Below are 17,018 nucleotides of genomic sequence, written 5' to 3'. Positions count from 1 at the left end.
CTTGAATATAGACACAGTTCACTTCAACACTTTCAACTTAAAGATATCTATCTTAACTTAAAGCAGAAAAAACGAGCCACTTTCGTGACTCGCTTTTTCGTTATCAACTTGAACCTATCGCTACATCAATAGTTCACGCTTACCACTTTTGCCCATAGAGCTGACCAATCCCGCTTCTTCCATAGAGTCAACAATACGCGCCGCACGGTTGTAGCCGATACTAAACTTACGCTGGATACTAGAGGCTGAAACCTTGCGCGTTTCCATGATGAAGGCGACCGCATCATTGTATAGGTCATCGTCTTCACCAGAAGCATTGGCACTACCACCACTGCCCGGACTAGACAGCTCAAAGTTCCCCGCCATATTATCGATATAGTCAGGCGCACCGCGCTCACGCCACGCATCACAGACACGGTTGACCTCTTCGTCACTCACATAAGCACCATGCACACGATCTGGCTCAATCTGCCCAGGTCCTAAGAACAACATATCACCGTTGCCCAGCATATCTTCAGCACCGCCACTATCTAGGATCGTACGTGAATCGACTTTTGAGTTGACTCGTAGTGCTGCACGCACGGGAATGTTTGCTTTGATCAAACCAGTAATAACATCGACGGATGGACGCTGTGTGGCTAGCATCAGATGGATGCCTGCTGCCCGTGATTTTTGTGCCAAACGCGTGATGAGCTCTTCGGCTTGTTTACCAACCTGCATGATCATATCAGCAAACTCATCGGCGACAATAACAATCATTGGTAAGGTTTTGAGCTTTGGTGCCTGACTGATACTGACGCTATCGTTCGGTCGCCATAGTGGGTCGAGCATAGGATTGCCTGATTGTTCTGCTGCCATAACCTTTTTGTTGAACTCATTGAGCTTACGCACTTTGAGTAGGCTCATTAATTGATAGCGGCGCTCCATCTCTGCCACACACCACGATAGACTACTGGCCGCCTCTGTCATATCAGTGACTACCGGCGTTAATAGATGCGGAATATCATTATAGTTGGCAAGCTCAAGCTGCTTTGGATCAATCAAGATCAGGCGCAGCTCGTTGGGCGTATACTTCAGTAGCATAGAGAGCAGCATCGAGTTGACCAGTACTGACTTACCAGAGCCTGTCGTACCAGCAACCAGCATATGCGGCGCGCGCGCAAGATCAGTGATAATAGGGTTGCCACCGATATCTTTTCCCATTGCCATACTGATTTGTGCTTTGGGGTCTTTAAAGGTATCTGTATTTAACAACTCAATTAAGCGTACCATCTCACGTTTTTTATTGGGTACTTCGATACCGATATATGGCTTGCCCGGTATTACTTCGACCACACGTAGTGACGCCATAGATAGTGAACGCGCCAAGTCACGCGAGATACCCGTTACCTTACTCGCTTTGACGCCAGCAGCCAGCTCTACTTCAAAACGAGTCACAACAGGCCCTGGGATAGCGTTGACGACAGACGCTTTTACATTGAACTCCTGTAGCTTAATCTCTAACAGCTCAGACAACTGTTCAAGCTCGGCGACGGTATAGCTAGGCTTACGGTCAGGATCGGGCTTATCCAGTATAGAGACCTCTGGAATGGGCGTAAGGCTGCTGCGATAGGCCGCCGTTTGCATCGAGCGTGATTTTTGACTGAATGCGGCATCATCGCTAATGTGCGGCATGACTGGGGCACTTGCATCCTCAGCACTGTCATCTTCTGGCATCATATCAGTGATATGGTTGCTGCTATCACCCTCAGGTACAGCAAAACTAACAGATGGTTTTGCTGCGGTTGTTGGCTGTGTGTCTGCGACTGGACTGACTGCTTCTACCGTTGGTGCTGCCTTCGGGTTTGCAGGTGGTGTATTGGTTGGTGTCATGTCTGAAATATCTGGCACGGTTGGTGCGACGTCCATTGCTGCGGCAGCAACCGGCTCTTCAGATACAGATAGTGAAGCCTCATCATACGGCTGTTCTGCTGGCCCAGCAGGTGGTTTGGGAGACAACTGATTTGTAGGGCTAGTAGATACCTGTGGTATGGGCTCTACCGTTTGTTCTTGCACCGCTTGTTTAGCGACAGGTTGTTCAATTGCAGGCTTTTCGATTATGTCCTGAACTTTAGCCTGTTCAACTTCAGGTTGCTCAATGACGGCTTGCTCAACTCGAGCCTGTTCCGTTATAGCAGTATCTTGAATACTCTGAGAGTCTTGCATTGCAACGTTTGTGGCAGGTTCGGATAGGTCACCATGCTCAGCCAACCATGCTTCTGCTAACTGATCGACGCTTTGACTCGTATCACTTGATTGAGTTGTTTCAGGCTCATTAGCTTGTGGCTGACCAGCGAACTCTTGGTTGTATTCAGCAGGTTCAGTCGCAGCTGTTTGCGCAATTGGCATCGTCTGGGAGTTTAATGCCCACTCCTCTTCAGGCACTTCTATAGTCGTGTCTGTCTGAGTAAAGTTGGGTACAGGCGCAGCAGAGCTCTCTATACTGCTGGCACCATAAACCATATGCTCACTCGCGAGCAGGTCATCAACCGTATTAGCATCGTTCCATGCAAAACTTGGCTCGACTTTTCGAGCAGGTATCGCGGTAGGAGCTGACATTGCTGGTGGTGCCATATGGTCCGCTGTGCTATCAGCCATAGCACTGGCAGTCGCTGGCGCTGTGTATAGTGGCGCACTTTTTTCATCGCTTAACGTAGTAGCTTCTTTAGCGGTCGCTATAGAGGCTTTGACGCTGTCTGCCAACCCTGATGTCGACAAGAAGTCTGACAACACATTACTGAACCGGCTACTGTTATCTGCCTCATTAATACTGTCAGTATGGTCAGCTGATTGCAGCTCAAGTGGCAGTTGTTCATGCTCTACTTGCTGCTCAGCCTGATCATCTACGCTGTGGCTATCGTCTTGTGGCCCACTGATTGGCAGAGTAACGTCTACATCCTCTTTGTTTTTTACACCCGAGCCAAGCCACGATAACGCCGTAATTCTCTGATATATCGCAAGCCAATGAATATTGAAAGCGAAGGTAGCCGTAATCACGACAAATACCGCCAAGAAAGCCGCACTACCCCACTGTGATAGCAGCTGTGCCAAGCGCTCTTGTAACTCAAGACCGATAATACCACCAGCCACACCTTCAAGTCCCATCGATGCAGGGTTAGTCACTTGTTGAATTAGGGCGACCAGTTGTGCAAATAACGCACTAGCAGTCAGCAACAAAAACACGTAAGCGACCAGTCGCATGAGCCAAAACGTGGGTTTGTTGTCCCACCAAATAAGAATCGACTCATAAACGACAAATGCTAAAAACCACCAGGCACCAAACCCAAAAAAGCTGTAGAGCAAGTCAGATAACCAAGCACCCGTCTGACCACCCATGTTATTGATGGTTGTCATGTCACTACTAATATGTGACCAGCTAGGATCATTACCTGTGTAAGTCATTAGAATGACAAACAGATATACGGCCAGTATTAACCCAAGGAGGGTAAACATTCCCTTTTTTAAATACTCAATATGCGGTGCTGATATCACGTAAAATCTGCCTTGTTGTTAATACTAAATGGTCGCCAATCCATGACTAAGCCTAATCATGCTGACATAAAGTGCTGACATAGATGTACCTTGCAGAGTATTTTTGGTAGGGAGGCATTTATCATAAGACGCTAGCATCATAAGAACGCATAACCGTCATTATCACCCAAACCCTACCGCACTCGGCATAACTCCTTATAATAACAAATACATAGGTACAGTGGCGACAGTCTTATAAATAAAGCGTGTAGGAACGTAATTCGAGACGCTATTTGTGCAAAAAAACCGTCCACCAATAGAGTATTGCTAACAGAATACTGCTAGCGGTTTTGTACAAACGCTATAAAATACCAGCTGTTTCTAGCGCTAGTATTTCAAGGTTATTATGCTTTGATTCTAATGATAGCTGTGTTTGTTTTAGCAAACTTGCACTTTTCGACCTATGCCCTTATGTTATTATCACACAGCAATTAGAAAAACCATATTAGTCATAATTTTTGATTTTTTTACTATATTTATAACTATCATTATTCATTCGTATTTTTAGAAAGGAACACCTCATGGCAACTGACACTAACGCTCCACGTCACGAAAAACTCATTATTTTAGGCTCAGGTCCTGCAGGTTACTCTGCTGCAGTATATGCGGCGCGTGCCAACCTTAAACCAGTTATGGTTACGGGTATGGAAGTAGGCGGTCAATTAACGACCACTACCGAAGTCGATAACTGGCCAGGCGATGCACATGATTTGACAGGTCCAGCACTAATGGAACGCATGAAGGCGCATGCTGAGCGTTTCGGTACAGAACTGGTTTATGATCATATCAATGAAGTCAATCTAAACGAGCGTCCATTTCAGCTATCAGGTAACAACGGTAACTATACTTGTGATGCCTTGATCATCTCAACAGGTGCTTCTGCACAATATTTAGGGCTAGAGTCAGAAACCAAATTTAAAGGTCTTGGCGTATCTGCATGTGCTACTTGTGATGGTTTTTTCTACAAGGACCAAAAAGTCGCTGTGATTGGTGGTGGTAATACCGCCGTCGAAGAAGCCTTATATTTGTCTAACATTGCTTCTGAAGTGACCCTAGTGCATCGCCGTGATAGCTTACGCTCTGAAAAAATCCTACAAGACAAGCTGTTTGAAAAAGCCAAAAACGGCAATGTCAAAATTGAATGGAACCATCAGGTAAAAGAAGTGGTTGGTGATGATATGGGTGTCAATGGTGTCGTTATCGAATCAATGATTGATGGTAGCACCAAACAACTAGACGCAATGGGTATGTTTGTCGCGATCGGTCACAAGCCTAATACTGACCTATTCACCGGTCAATTGGACATGAAAGATGGCTATTTGACTGTCAATAGTGGTCTCAATGGTAACGCTACACAAACTAGCATTGAGGGTGTATTTGCAGCTGGCGACGTCGCTGACCATGTTTATCGTCAGGCTATTACCTCTGCTGGCACAGGCTGTATGGCAGCACTTGATGCTGAAAAGTACTTAGATGCTATCGGTGAAGCAACGGCAAAAGACCATACTTATGCATCAACCCTAACTGCTGATCAAGAAGAGTAAATGGATAACTTCACGCAGCACGATGATACCACTCAATACATCACGCCTGAGACTCTAAAAAGTCTTGGGCGTTATGACTTTCCTAATCCTATCTCTGTCGATCCTGATGGGATTGGCATTGTCGCGATGGGTGGCGATCTGGCACCTGAGACATTAATATCTGCTTATGCACGGGGACTATTCCCATGGTTCAATGAAGACGAACCTATTGCTTGGTGGTGTCCTGAGCCACGCTGTGTGATAGCACCATCTGATTATCAACCGAGTAAGTCGCTACGTAAGCAAGCAAGTCGCGCGCGTTGGCAGTTGACACTCAATCAAGCTTTTGATGAGGTCATACATGCTTGTAGTCTGCCGCGAAGCGATGATCTTAATAATGACTTGCCTGAAGGCGAGCATACTTGGATTCATGATGAGATGATTGAGGCCTACACCAAATTGCATGCGCAAGGCTTTGCCCACAGTATTGAGGTCTGGGATGATAAAGGTCAGCTGATTGGCGGACTTTATGGACTAAAGATAGGCAATATTTATTTTGGTGAGTCTATGTTCCATCGGGCATCTAATGCCTCAAAGATAGCCTTCTGGGGTTTAATGCGCTTATGTGAGCAAAGTCACGTGGCACTCGTTGACTGCCAACTGCCAAATGACCACCTCATGAGCTTGGGCGCTACTACCCTGCCGCGTCCTGATTTTCTTGTCCAGCTAGATAGCCTGATAGGTCATCGTTTTGTCCAATGGAATGACATCTCGCACAAACCATTAGCAGTGTCGCGACTTGATACTACAGAGCCTTGGCAACGCATATCATGATAATGACAATAGCTAAGCAACAACGAGGTTTTTATGGCGCTTGATATCTCATTTTTATTGATTGGAGAGTTGGCAGCGAAGGCTAATACCACCAAAGACACGGTACGTCATTATGAGCAGTTAGGTCTACTAAAATCACGTAAACGTCAAGCAGGCTCACGGTTGTATACTGAGTTTCATCCTGAATGCATCGAACGTATTGAGTTGATTAAGAGTGCACAAGCCATTGGCTTCACACTCACCGAGATCAAAAACAGCTTAAACGATTATTACGATGGTCAACTGGATATTGATTTACAGCTTCTGCTAACGCAGCAAAAGCTAGAACAAGTCAAAAAACAACAAGCCAATATCAGTATGATGGTAGAGCTACTGAGCGAGCGCATCGACATTCTTGTTCAGATGCAGGCAGATAGTGAGTATCAGCTGGATATTGAAGTTTGTAAAAAGATGATACCCTCACAGTAACTACGCTGAGCGCCGTAATCATAATAACTCTGCTTGATGTTCTGTACTTGCCTTCAGAAACACTACGATCTTGCCTATCAACTAGATTTTCTCCAGTCTACTCGGTATAAGTGTGCTGCATAATAAGCGCATCAACTGCTGGCTGATGTGATGATTGATAGTAGCCTTTGCGCTTATGGATCACGACAAAGTTTTGCCGCTCATATAACGCTATCGCCGCATGATTATTTGCACGCACCTCTAACAACAAACTTTCCACTTGATTACTCTGCAATACTTTATGTAGCTTATCAATAGCTTGTGAAGCAATACCTTGTCGTTGATAATCAGGATGCGTACCAATACGCAAAATCTCTGCTTGCTCAAACATCATCTGATATAAACAATATCCAATCACTTGCTTATCTTCAGTCCACTCTTGTTTATAGACAATTAGCATATTAATACTATCTTGCTCAAGCAGTTCAAGCAAAGTCTGGTAGCTCCAAGCATCTTGCGGCTGAACGATGGCTTCGATATTGGCTACGGCTTGAATTATTTTCTCAGACTCTGCTACATTAATTGGTGACGCTTCTATCGCAAACATGACTGCCCTTTTATGCTTGTTATTTAATTAGTTTTATCATTTGATTCGGCTTAGATTATATAAGTAAGTAGCTACATTATTTATTCTTTATCATAAAAAGAGCCACCCTAAATAGGGTGGCTCTTTTATGACTAGCTCATAAGCTCATTACTGAGACTTGATGATTAGTTCAATACGTTAGCAACAACACCAGCGCCTACAGTACGGCCGCCTTCACGAATTGCGAAGCGAAGACCTTTGTCCATAGCGATTGGGTGGATAAGCTCTACGCCCATCTCAACGTTATCACCAGGCATTACCATTTCAGTACCGTCTTGTAATTGGATTGCGCCAGTTACGTCAGTAGTACGGAAGTAGAACTGTGGACGATAGCCGTTTAGGAATGGTGTGTGACGACCACCCTCTTCTTTTGACAATACATATACTTCAGCGTCAAACTTGGTGTGAGGCGTGATTGAACCTGGCTTAGCTAGTACTTGGCCACGTTGTACGTCTTCACGCTTAGTACCACGTAGTAGTACGCCACAGTTTTCGCCTGCACGACCTTCGTCAAGCAGTTTACGGAACATCTCTACACCAGTACAGGTGGTTTTTTGAGTGTCACGGATACCAACGATTTCGATCTCGTCGCCAACTTTAACGATACCAGATTCAACACGGCCGGTTACTACGGTACCACGACCTGAAATTGAGAATACGTCTTCGATTGGCATTAGGAATGCTTTGTCGATGTCACGCTCTGGCTCTGGGATGTAGGTGTCTAGTACGTTTAGTAGTTCTACTACGGCTGGTTGGCCATATTTGTCTTCTGAGCCTTTTAGGGCTTCAGTAGCTGAACCTTTAACGATAGGCGTGTCATCACCTGGGAAGTCATAGTCGTTCAATAGTTCACGAACTTCCATTTCTACTAGTTCTAGTAGTTCTTCGTCATCAACCATGTCACATTTGTTCATGAATACGATGATGTACGGTACGCCGACCTGACGTGAAAGCAGGATGTGCTCACGTGTCTGTGGCATAGGGCCGTCAGTTGCAGATACAACTAGGATTGCGCCGTCCATCTGAGCGGCACCTGTGATCATGTTTTTAACATAATCGGCGTGACCTGGGCAATCTACGTGGGCGTAGTGACGGCTGTCTGTGTCATATTCTACGTGTGAGGTGTTGATGGTGATACCACGTGCTTTTTCTTCTGGTGCTGAGTCAATAGACGCGTAGTCTTTTGCTTCGCCGCCAGAGGTGATTGCAGCTACGGTTGCGATTGCAGCGGTAAGGGTGGTTTTACCATGGTCAACGTGTCCGATGGTTCCGACGTTGACGTGTGGCTTGTTACGTTCAAACTTGGCCTTTGCCATGGGTATTTCCTCTTTTTTTGGTGAATGATAAATAAAAAGCTGTTTAATGGCTCATAATAAAATTAAATCATCATAAACCTAGCTATCAACCGCACGAACCACTGCTCCTAATCAAACAGCACTCCGAACTAATTTTTGTATCCGTTATTATACGCTGACTTGTCTCAAATAGTCATAACTCTGTCAATACAAACCAATTTTTCTCTATGTCATAGCACGCTTGATTCATTACAACGTCAGCTATGACCTTTTAACTGTCTCGATATACAAATCTATTGTATTAGCTCGATGACATCATCAAACAATCCGTAAAGTCCGTCAACATATGAAAAAGCAATCCAATGCCAATAATGTTAAAAGGCTTACGAAAAAAGAGCAAAAACACATATATCAACATTGCATAATACGTATGCAATGGGTGGAAATTAATGCTACATCTATTTGCCTGAAAAATTGGGTTCGCTATTAGGTGATCTATGTCCACCAGCATGGTCGCGAGCAAAATCAGATATGCTTTTTTCCACTCTTTTCTAAAAAACGCAATTGCAATAAAAAGAGGGAAACCAAAATGCAAGAAATAGTGTATAAATGCCTGCATATTCGTTTACCAGTTCTAATAGCGTTGATATCAAACTACCAAAAACAATATTCATTAACCTGCTGACAGCACTAAAAGGCAACACCTCAGTGTCACCTTTGAATCATTATATGTCTTACTAATTTTATATGTTTCAATATTTTATATTTTCGATATCGACGCAAAGCTATATATAAATAGCAAAACAAGCATAAAGAAGATAAATAATAAATGGAGCTCATATCGAGAATTGAACTCGAGACCTCTCCCTTACCAAGGGAGTGCTCTACCGCTGAGCTATATGAGCGTATATTAAAAATCTTTGAGCTGTACTAAAAAAAATATCACGATACAGCAATAATAACTGACTGTCGTGATGATTGATTATTAGGCTTTGCGATGGTGTATATATGGAGCGGGTGGCGGGAATCGAACCCGCGTCATTAGCTTGGAAGGCTAAGGTGTTACCATTATACCACACCCGCATTTACTCTTGTTTATATCAACTCTAATCGAGAGTTGTTGAATACAGAGCATGCTTGGCGCTGTGACAAAATTTTAAAAAATATGGTGGTGGGAGAAGGATTCGAACCTTCGAAGCTTTCGCGACAGATTTACAGTCTGTTGGGTTTGACCGCTCCCCAATCCCACCTTAGGGTGCTTTGAACAAAAATGACTTTCATTTAAGACAAATTCATAAAAAGCTACTTTAAAAGAGATGGTGCCGACTGCCGGGATCGAACTGGCGACCTACTGATTACAAGTCAGTTGCTCTACCAACTGAGCTAAGTCGGCTTGTTCTCTCTAAAGTGGTGGCTATTCTATCAAATATTTTGAATGACGCAAGCCCTTTTTTACCTTTTTTTCAATTATTTTGATATAAATATACAAGCCATTGATTACGTTGTTATTTTTTTGATAGAAAAATATAATCATCTTAGCTTCTCGTATCCGATTTACTTGTATTTGATAAATCAGAATAGAATAATTAGCGAATACGCAATCCATTGCAGGCCATTTTTACGGCTTTTACCAATGCTAATGCTTTTTTATTGGTTTCATCCCACTCAGCTTCTGGCACAGAATCAGCGACGACACCGGCTCCTGCTTGAATATGTATCTCGCCGCGGCGCATCACTGCTGTACGAATAGCAATGGCGGTATCCATATTGCCATTCCAGCCCAGATAGCCCACTGAGCCACCAAATACCGTTCGACGAACAGGTTCTATCTCATCAATAATTTGCATGGCTCGAATTTTAGGAGCCCCTGATAGCGTACCAGCAGGAAAAGTCGCACAGAACACATCTAGTGCATCTTTGTCAGCTTGTATTGTGCCTTCTACATTGGACGCAATATGCATCACTTGTGAGTAGCGCTCAATAAACATCTTTTCTGTCACTTTGACACTACCATATTCGCAAACGCGATCGATATCATTACGACCTAGATCAACAAGCATTAAATGCTCGGCAGTTTCTTTTTTGTCATGAAGTAGCTCCTGCTCCAGTGCCAGATCCTCTGCTTCATCTTGACCACGCTTACGTGTCCCTGCTAGCGGACGCACAGTTACCTTGCCATTTTCGATCCTAGATAATATTTCAGGAGACGCGCCGATGATATCAAATCGCTTATGGTCGTCGAGCGTATAGCCATGCACCAAAAACAGATAAGGCGATGGGTTGAGATAGCGGAGCGCGCGATAAACAGCTAGAGAGTCACCTGTATAGTCAGCAGTCAAGCGCTGCGCTGGGACTACCTGCATGACATCGCCTGCTACGATATAGTCTTTTATTTTGTTGACGTCGCTACAGTATTTATCCTTACCTGTCTGCGATGTGAATGTAGGCGTAGGCATGACTGGCGCAGACAGATTTGACGGCTCTGCCAACTTTTCTTCGATTTTTTCTAATTCACGAATGGCTGTACTGTAGCCTTCTTCAGTCTGGCAATCAGCATAAACGATTATTGACAAGGTGTTTTCTAGATTATCGAATACGATGACGCTCATTGACAGCATCAGCCACATATCTGGCATCGACATGGGATTAGGAGCATCAGATGGTCCGACACTAGGCTCAATAATACGTACCATATCATAGCCGAAGTATCCCACTAAGCCGCCACTAAAACTTGGTACAGTGGGCACATCTTCAGCCGTTGGCATCTGATACTGCGCCATCAACTTGCGGATATAATCGAAGGGATCTACTACGGCTTGTGTATCGATATGATCATTTTTTTTGATGGTCATATTGCCATCAGCATATTGTAGGATCAAATCACTACCCAAACCAATCATCGAATATCGCGCCCAGCGCTCACCGCCTACTACAGACTCAAACAGATAAGCAGAGCCATTTAGATCACGCACTTTAGAAAAGACGGACACTGGGGTCTGTACGTCCATCAAACGTTTTTTTATCAAGGGCGCATGACTAAAGCCACGATCTTTGAAAGCTTGGTATTCTTGGAAGGTCATCATAGTAACGCTCACTTTGCATCATCGCGGCAAAAACAAAACAGCACACTGTTAAATAAAATATAGCGCCAACATTTTGTTGTCATGTTGGCGCTATAAAAAAATTATTTGGATAAATAGCTAATCAAGTATTCAGCAATACTCGTTAGCACTGATAACTTAGTCTTAGTAGCCTCAATAGTCTCCTACTCCAACATTCATTCTATAGAGTAGCTGCCATAGCTAAGTTGTATCCAGGTTGAATAGGATTAAACACCGCCCATATTAAATAACCACAACGCCAGACCGATAATCAAAATCGCTAGGAAGACCCATATAAACCAGCCGCCACTCGCTTTTTTCTCTACTTGTCCTGTATGCGCTGGATTACTGATTTCTTGATCCATTGCATTATTGCCTTCAGTACCAAGATCACGATCCTGTCCTAAATTAGCTGTACCTGAAAACTGTGCACTGGCTGCTTGTTTGGCTTTTAAAACTTCAGGGTCAGCTTCTTCTTGTAACTCTGTTTTTGTTGTTTTGTCATGTTCCATTTGGTTTGCACGCTCCTCACGTATTACAGTCTCTTTATGTGCCACTGGCTGCTCTACCACTGGTTCCTGCTCTACTAACGAGGCTCTCTCATTAGTTACTGTCGACTGCTCTGGCGTTGTTGGTACAGTTGATTCAGATGTTTCGCCTGCTTCAACTGAAGTCTCTTCAATTGGTGCGGGCGCTGCACTGTCTGCTGCTGATAATACGTCTTCGATACCTGTTTCTTTTACTACTGGCTCTGGAGAGACTGATTCAGCAACTACTTCCTCAGTGGTAGGTGTTGTTACTGGGTCTGCTGTTTTGTCCATCGTGGTGTCTGGCGCTCTAGTTGGGTCGGTATCGACAGATGATACTCTCTCTGTATTAGAACTAGGTAGGATCTCTTCGATACCTGTTTGTTTGACGACTGGTTCGTTGCTAGCTGCTACAGGACTCTCATTTGTTTGTTCTTTAATACTAGTCTCTTCAGTAACAAGCTCATCAATAACTGGTCTATCATCAAGAGATTTTTGGTCGATAGTCTCATTAGCTATGCTCTGCTCGTCAACAGTTCCCGCGGTTGTTTCTGTCTCAGTGGTTGTCGCAGTGATTACCTCTTCTTCTGTTGCTGGTGCTAACGTTGTACTTTCTTCAGGAGTGGTAGATGCTTGTACCTGAAAGACAAAACTTGCAAAACCAAGCGTATCGTTAGCTTGTAGCACATTTGACTCGTTACCTGTGATACGTCTATCGTTGATAAAAGTACCATTGGAAGAATCCAAGTCTTTTACGTATAGCTGACCGTCTAGTACGCTCAGCACAGCATGATTGCGAGATACCTGTTTGCTACCCAGCACGACATCACTGTCGCTGCCACGGCCAACAGACAAACTATCACTAACTGTCAGTGTTAAATCGCCCAATGCCTCTGTCAATGCATTCAACTGCCACGTATTGGTTGCTGCTGTCGTATTATCTGTATTATTCGTCATACTGTAACTCCTTATTTTTCTATTAATTTTCAAACGATTTTAAGCAAATTATTATTGATGGTTATTAACTGGTCGATCTGTAGTAGAGAACATAATGTAGTCGTTATTTATCTGTCTATTTTGGTATAAAGTAAGGTTTTATCACCTTATTAAGCTCACTATACGGAATGCTCAACACGGGCATACCATAAGCATACGGACCGATAGAATAGTGCTGATAGCGAATATTGATGCCTGTATCTGTCAACGTCACATTGTCGCTCAACATAAATGGCCAGTTTTTCTCATAGCTACTGACATCATCAGCGACCGTTTTCACCCATGTCTTGTACGCATCATGCGCGAGTGCTTCAAAACGAGGTCTCTTGCCTGCAATAATCATATCATCGAGGGTGACTTGCTTTTCGGTACTTAGATCAAACGTCAAATACTCGCTGTATGGCATACCGTGCGCACCGCCAGTAAAAACATAAGAGTTGATTTCAAACAGCTCAAAGTTATTGACGTGACCTAAATAGACAGGCGTCACCGTCAAACTGTAAGCCCACGAAACCTCTTCAGGCATATCTTGAAACTGCGACGCCGCAAAGTCATTAATCGCAGCATTCACGTCTGCTTGAGTGCTTGGCGTTTTAATCGGTGCTGATTCTGTTGGCTTACTATTGACAACCAAACTGTTAATACGTGCATTGATTGTTGTATCTATCCAGCTATGACTGCTCTTGAGATATTTAACCTCAATCTCTGGGCAATTATTACGCTCAGCGCATATCTTCTGAATTTTTTCTGGCAGTTGATAATCAAGATATTCTGTCGTACTGACAATGCTACCTGCAGTTGCAGACATACTGATAGCGCCGATTAGTAAACCACTTGCTAAGGTACTAATTCGCTGAATATTCGCTGCCCTACTCAATAACAGTTGAAACATAGACTTATTAAAATAGAATCGAATCATCGCTGACATACATTTTCTTTTATAAATATAAAGCATTGCGTAACATTCTACCGTAACAATGACGCTGTATTGTAGGAACACTGTTTGTGTTTATGAAGTATTGCTAATCATTAAAAACCAATATCAGACCATAAACGATAGACAATAAAAAAGACACGGCTAGCGTGTCTTAATCGATGAAAAATAAGCGGTACAGGTATTTTTGATACGAATGATATTAATGTTCACGCGTACTACTGAACGTTATTTCTGGATAACGGTCTTGCATCAACTGTAAGTTGACGCGTGATGGTGCAAGATAGGTCAAATAACCACCACCATCTATTGATAATTGGTCGTGGGCTTTTTTCTTAAATTTCGCTAATGCCACCTCATCATCACAATGAATCCAGCGTACGGTGGCAATCGATACCGGCTCAAACGTACATTGTACTTTGTACTCTTCTTTGAGACGATGCGCGACCACCTCAAACTGTAGTACACCGACCGCACCTAAGACTAAATCATTGTTGATCTGCGGCATAAATACCTGCGTTGCGCCCTCTTCACTCAGCTGCTGTAACCCTTTTTGCAATGCTTTTGATTTAAGCGGATCTTTTAACACCACACGGCGGAACAGTTCAGGCGCAAAGTGAGGAATACCAGTAAAGCTCAGCTCCTCGCCTTCCGTGAAGCTGTCACCGATAGAGATTGTGCCATGGTTATGCAAACCAATAATATCACCTGGATAAGCCTCTTCTAGCGCCTCGCGGTCACCTGCCAAAAAGGTCAGCGCATCGGCAATACGGACGTCTTTGCCCAAGCGCACGTGCTTCATCTTCATGCCCTTCTCGTACTTACCAGAGCACACGCGCAAGAACGCAATGCGGTCACGGTGACGCGGATCCATATTTGCCTGAATTTTAAAGACAAAACCTGTGAAATCAGTTTCGGTTGCTGATACTTCGCGCTCAGTCGTTGGATGGGCTTTTGGCGGCGGGGCATATTTGACTAAGGTATCAAGGACCATATTGACACCGAAGTTACCCAATGCCGTACCGAACAATACTGGCGTCATCTCACCTGCTAAGAACGCGTCAACACTGAACTCTTCTAGCGCCATTTGTACCAGCTCTAATGACTCTTCAAACGCATCAAACATCAACTGCCCAAGACGCTCACGTATATCCGGATAGTCATAGCCCTCGCGAGTCTCAGAGACGGTCATTTTGCCGCCGTTGCCTTTTTCGTAGAGATAGGTTTTGTCTTCTGCAAGGTGATATACCCCAACAAAATCCTGCCCCATACCAATTGGCCATGTAACAGGCACGCATTTAATCTTGAGCACCGCTTCGATTTCACTTAGCAGCTCAAGCGGCTCACGAATCTGACGATCGAGCTTATTAACAAATGAGATGATTGGCGTATCGCGCATACGGCACACTTCCATCAGCTTGATGGTTCGTTCTTCGACACCTTTTGCCCCATCGACCATCATCAGGGCGCTGTCTACGGCGGTCAATGTACGGTACGTATCTTCACTAAAGTCGGCGTGACCTGGAGTGTCTAGCAGGTTAACCATATGATCTTGATAAGGAAACTGCATGACAGACGTGGTGATCGAAATACCACGCTCTTGCTCCATACTCATCCAATCTGAAGTCGCATGACGATCAGTCTTACGGCCTTTGACTTCACCTACTACCTGAATCGCTTGACCCCATAACAGCAGCTTTTCGGTCATGGTGGTCTTACCCGCATCGGGATGCGAGATAATAGCGAAGGTGCGGCGCTTGGCCACTTCTTTGTTTAATTTCTTTGGATCTACACTCATAGTTTTTGGCTTCAACCTTAACTTCAAAAAGGCTGTCTTTTAGACAGTAATCTAAATAAATAGAATAAATAATGAGCGTATTGTAGCCGATTTAGCGTTAGGGTGCAGAGTTAGCGTATAAAAAAACACGCTCTGTCAATCAGACAAAGCGTGTTAACAAAATTTTTAACCGTCATCGTAGAGCTTGCTTGATTTTAATAATAGCGTTTGATTTGCTCAGCTAAGAAATCTCCTGCTACCTCATTGACAAGCGTACAATCTACGACGCCAAAGCGACTGTCCGTATTTGGATTAATACTGCCCTTGGCAATATAGTTTGCCTCATAGATGTCGTTGCCATATTCAACACCGCTATATTCATAAGCAGGCTGATTGTTATATGCAAAGAACATCACTTGCGCGGCTGCTTGCTTGTTTCCTATACCCACACCGAATTGAGAGGTTCTATGATCTCTGTCGTCGCTAAAGCGCTGTTTGGCCGCATCAAGCCATTTATCTAATGACGAGTAACCTGTCTTGTTTTTGTCGTTAAATGCCAAAAATGAACGTTCGCTTGTCACGACCGGTATGTAACAAACAGACCCTTCAGGGAAGGCAATATTAGTAGGAATGTTGGTGTAGTTACTCAAGGCGGTCCGAATACCGCGGCGATCTTCGACATTCGTGCCAGCACTATAATTGTTTGCACGGAGTCCTGATAGATTAAGCGTCTGATAGGTGGTTTCGTAGTTTAGTTTATTATTGCTGTTTACTTCATAAATAGGACGTTTAACGGTGCGGTTATTGACTTCGATGTCTTTATTTTCGAGTCGACCTTCAAAATCATTTGCTAGTACCGTTCTGTCTAGATCATTAAGACTCTGATTGCTATAACTGTTGATGAGGTTGGTGGTTTTGATATCACGTGCCCCAGTGCGATACGTCTCATCGATTCGGGCAATGGCAGTATCATTGGCTTTACTATCATAGCTACTATCAAAGCTTGTGAGCGTTATCGTGCTACTACCAGAACCATAAGAGGCGCCGTCCTCTTCTCCGCAGCCCACTACAGTAAGTGCTACCACAGATAGAACACCAGATATTGCAACCACTCTATTCATCGAATACTATCCTTATGAGTCAGACTCTATTATCTGTTTTGAGGAGATTAGGACGGATTAAAAGTCTATTATAGCAATGCCTATAGTGATGGACACCTGTAGCACTGAATGCCTGTAGCATTGATCATGTGCTTGCAGCACTACTAATGACTGCCAGTACTTATTCAACAGGTTCTGATATCACCGATACTGACATGCTTTGCTACTTAAACTGTTCATGCAAGCGTTATTCAAGAATCATTTACAA

The 17,018-nt window shown here is 43.9% G+C and carries 12 protein-coding genes and 4 tRNA genes; 3 read left to right on the top strand and 13 right to left on the bottom strand.

The features are described 5' to 3' along the window. Positions 1–120: 120 nt before the first annotated feature. Entirely contained in the window at positions 121–3,531 is a 3,411-nt protein-coding gene (locus AC5JPT_RS11695) for a DNA translocase FtsK (protein ID WP_493858213.1), read from the bottom strand. Positions 3,532–4,091: 560 nt separating this feature from the next. Between AC5JPT_RS11695 and trxB the strand changes: the two genes are divergently transcribed. The 3 genes from trxB to AC5JPT_RS11680 are packed head-to-tail and all read left to right on the top strand — an operon-like array spanning position 4,092 to position 6,395. Beyond that, positions 4,092–5,114, top strand: a complete 1,023-nt coding sequence (gene trxB / locus AC5JPT_RS11690) for a thioredoxin-disulfide reductase (RefSeq protein ID WP_493858212.1) — start codon at positions 4,092–4,094, stop codon at positions 5,112–5,114. Further along, a complete protein-coding gene (gene aat, locus AC5JPT_RS11685; RefSeq protein WP_493858211.1) occupies positions 5,115–5,927 on the top strand; it encodes a leucyl/phenylalanyl-tRNA--protein transferase in 813 nt (270 codons plus the stop codon). It begins immediately after the preceding gene. 33 nt (positions 5,928–5,960) lie between these two features. Then, a complete protein-coding gene (locus AC5JPT_RS11680; protein ID WP_493858210.1) occupies positions 5,961–6,395 on the top strand; it encodes a MerR family transcriptional regulator in 435 nt (144 codons plus the stop codon). A 97-nt stretch (positions 6,396–6,492) separates the two neighbouring features. On the opposite strand, the gene rimI is transcribed toward AC5JPT_RS11680, so the two are convergent. The 12 genes from rimI to AC5JPT_RS11620 form a co-directional block, all read right to left on the bottom strand. After that, positions 6,493–6,981: a ribosomal protein S18-alanine N-acetyltransferase gene (gene rimI / locus AC5JPT_RS11675; protein WP_493858209.1), complete on the bottom strand. Its 489-nt coding sequence runs from the start codon at positions 6,979–6,981 to the stop codon at positions 6,493–6,495. Positions 6,982–7,145: 164 nt separating this feature from the next. Next, the gene (gene tuf, locus AC5JPT_RS11670; protein WP_319050997.1) at positions 7,146–8,336 is read right to left on the bottom strand and encodes an elongation factor Tu; all 1,191 of its coding nucleotides are present in this window, start codon (positions 8,334–8,336) and stop codon (positions 7,146–7,148) included. 280 nt (positions 8,337–8,616) lie between these two features. Further along, the gene (locus AC5JPT_RS11665; protein WP_493858208.1) at positions 8,617–8,934 is read right to left on the bottom strand and encodes a DUF6122 family protein; all 318 of its coding nucleotides are present in this window, start codon (positions 8,932–8,934) and stop codon (positions 8,617–8,619) included. Positions 8,935–9,145: 211 nt separating this feature from the next. Next, positions 9,146–9,220, bottom strand: a tRNA-Thr gene (locus AC5JPT_RS11660). A 104-nt stretch (positions 9,221–9,324) separates the two neighbouring features. Further along, positions 9,325–9,398: transfer RNA gene (locus tag AC5JPT_RS11655), tRNA-Gly, on the bottom strand. An 83-nt stretch (positions 9,399–9,481) separates the two neighbouring features. Then, positions 9,482–9,565, bottom strand: a tRNA-Tyr gene (locus tag AC5JPT_RS11650). 67 nt (positions 9,566–9,632) lie between these two features. Beyond that, a tRNA-Thr gene (locus tag AC5JPT_RS11645) sits at positions 9,633–9,708 on the bottom strand. Positions 9,709–9,901: 193 nt separating this feature from the next. Then, positions 9,902–11,398: an anthranilate synthase component I gene (trpE, locus tag AC5JPT_RS11640; protein ID WP_493858207.1), complete on the bottom strand. Its 1,497-nt coding sequence runs from the start codon at positions 11,396–11,398 to the stop codon at positions 9,902–9,904. A gap of 245 nt (positions 11,399–11,643) precedes the next feature. Next, entirely contained in the window at positions 11,644–12,900 is a 1,257-nt protein-coding gene (locus AC5JPT_RS11635) for an FHA domain-containing protein (protein ID WP_493858206.1), read from the bottom strand. Between the two features lie 115 nt (positions 12,901–13,015). Beyond that, complete coding sequence (locus AC5JPT_RS11630) at positions 13,016–13,747, bottom strand: RsiV family protein (RefSeq protein ID WP_493858205.1); 732 nt, start codon at positions 13,745–13,747, stop codon at positions 13,016–13,018. A 328-nt stretch (positions 13,748–14,075) separates the two neighbouring features. Beyond that, positions 14,076–15,671 (bottom strand): peptide chain release factor 3, encoded by a 1,596-nt coding sequence (locus AC5JPT_RS11625; RefSeq protein WP_319051785.1) that lies wholly within the window; start codon positions 15,669–15,671, stop codon positions 14,076–14,078. 194 nt (positions 15,672–15,865) lie between these two features. Further along, the gene (locus AC5JPT_RS11620) at positions 15,866–16,771 is read right to left on the bottom strand and encodes a hypothetical protein (RefSeq protein ID WP_493858204.1); all 906 of its coding nucleotides are present in this window, start codon (positions 16,769–16,771) and stop codon (positions 15,866–15,868) included. Positions 16,772–17,018 lie beyond the last annotated feature (247 nt).

It is taken from the genome of Psychrobacter sp. H26 (assembly GCF_059073035.1).
The sequence above is the reverse complement of the archived record's forward strand: the minus strand, read 5'-3'. Positions and strand labels throughout refer to the sequence as shown.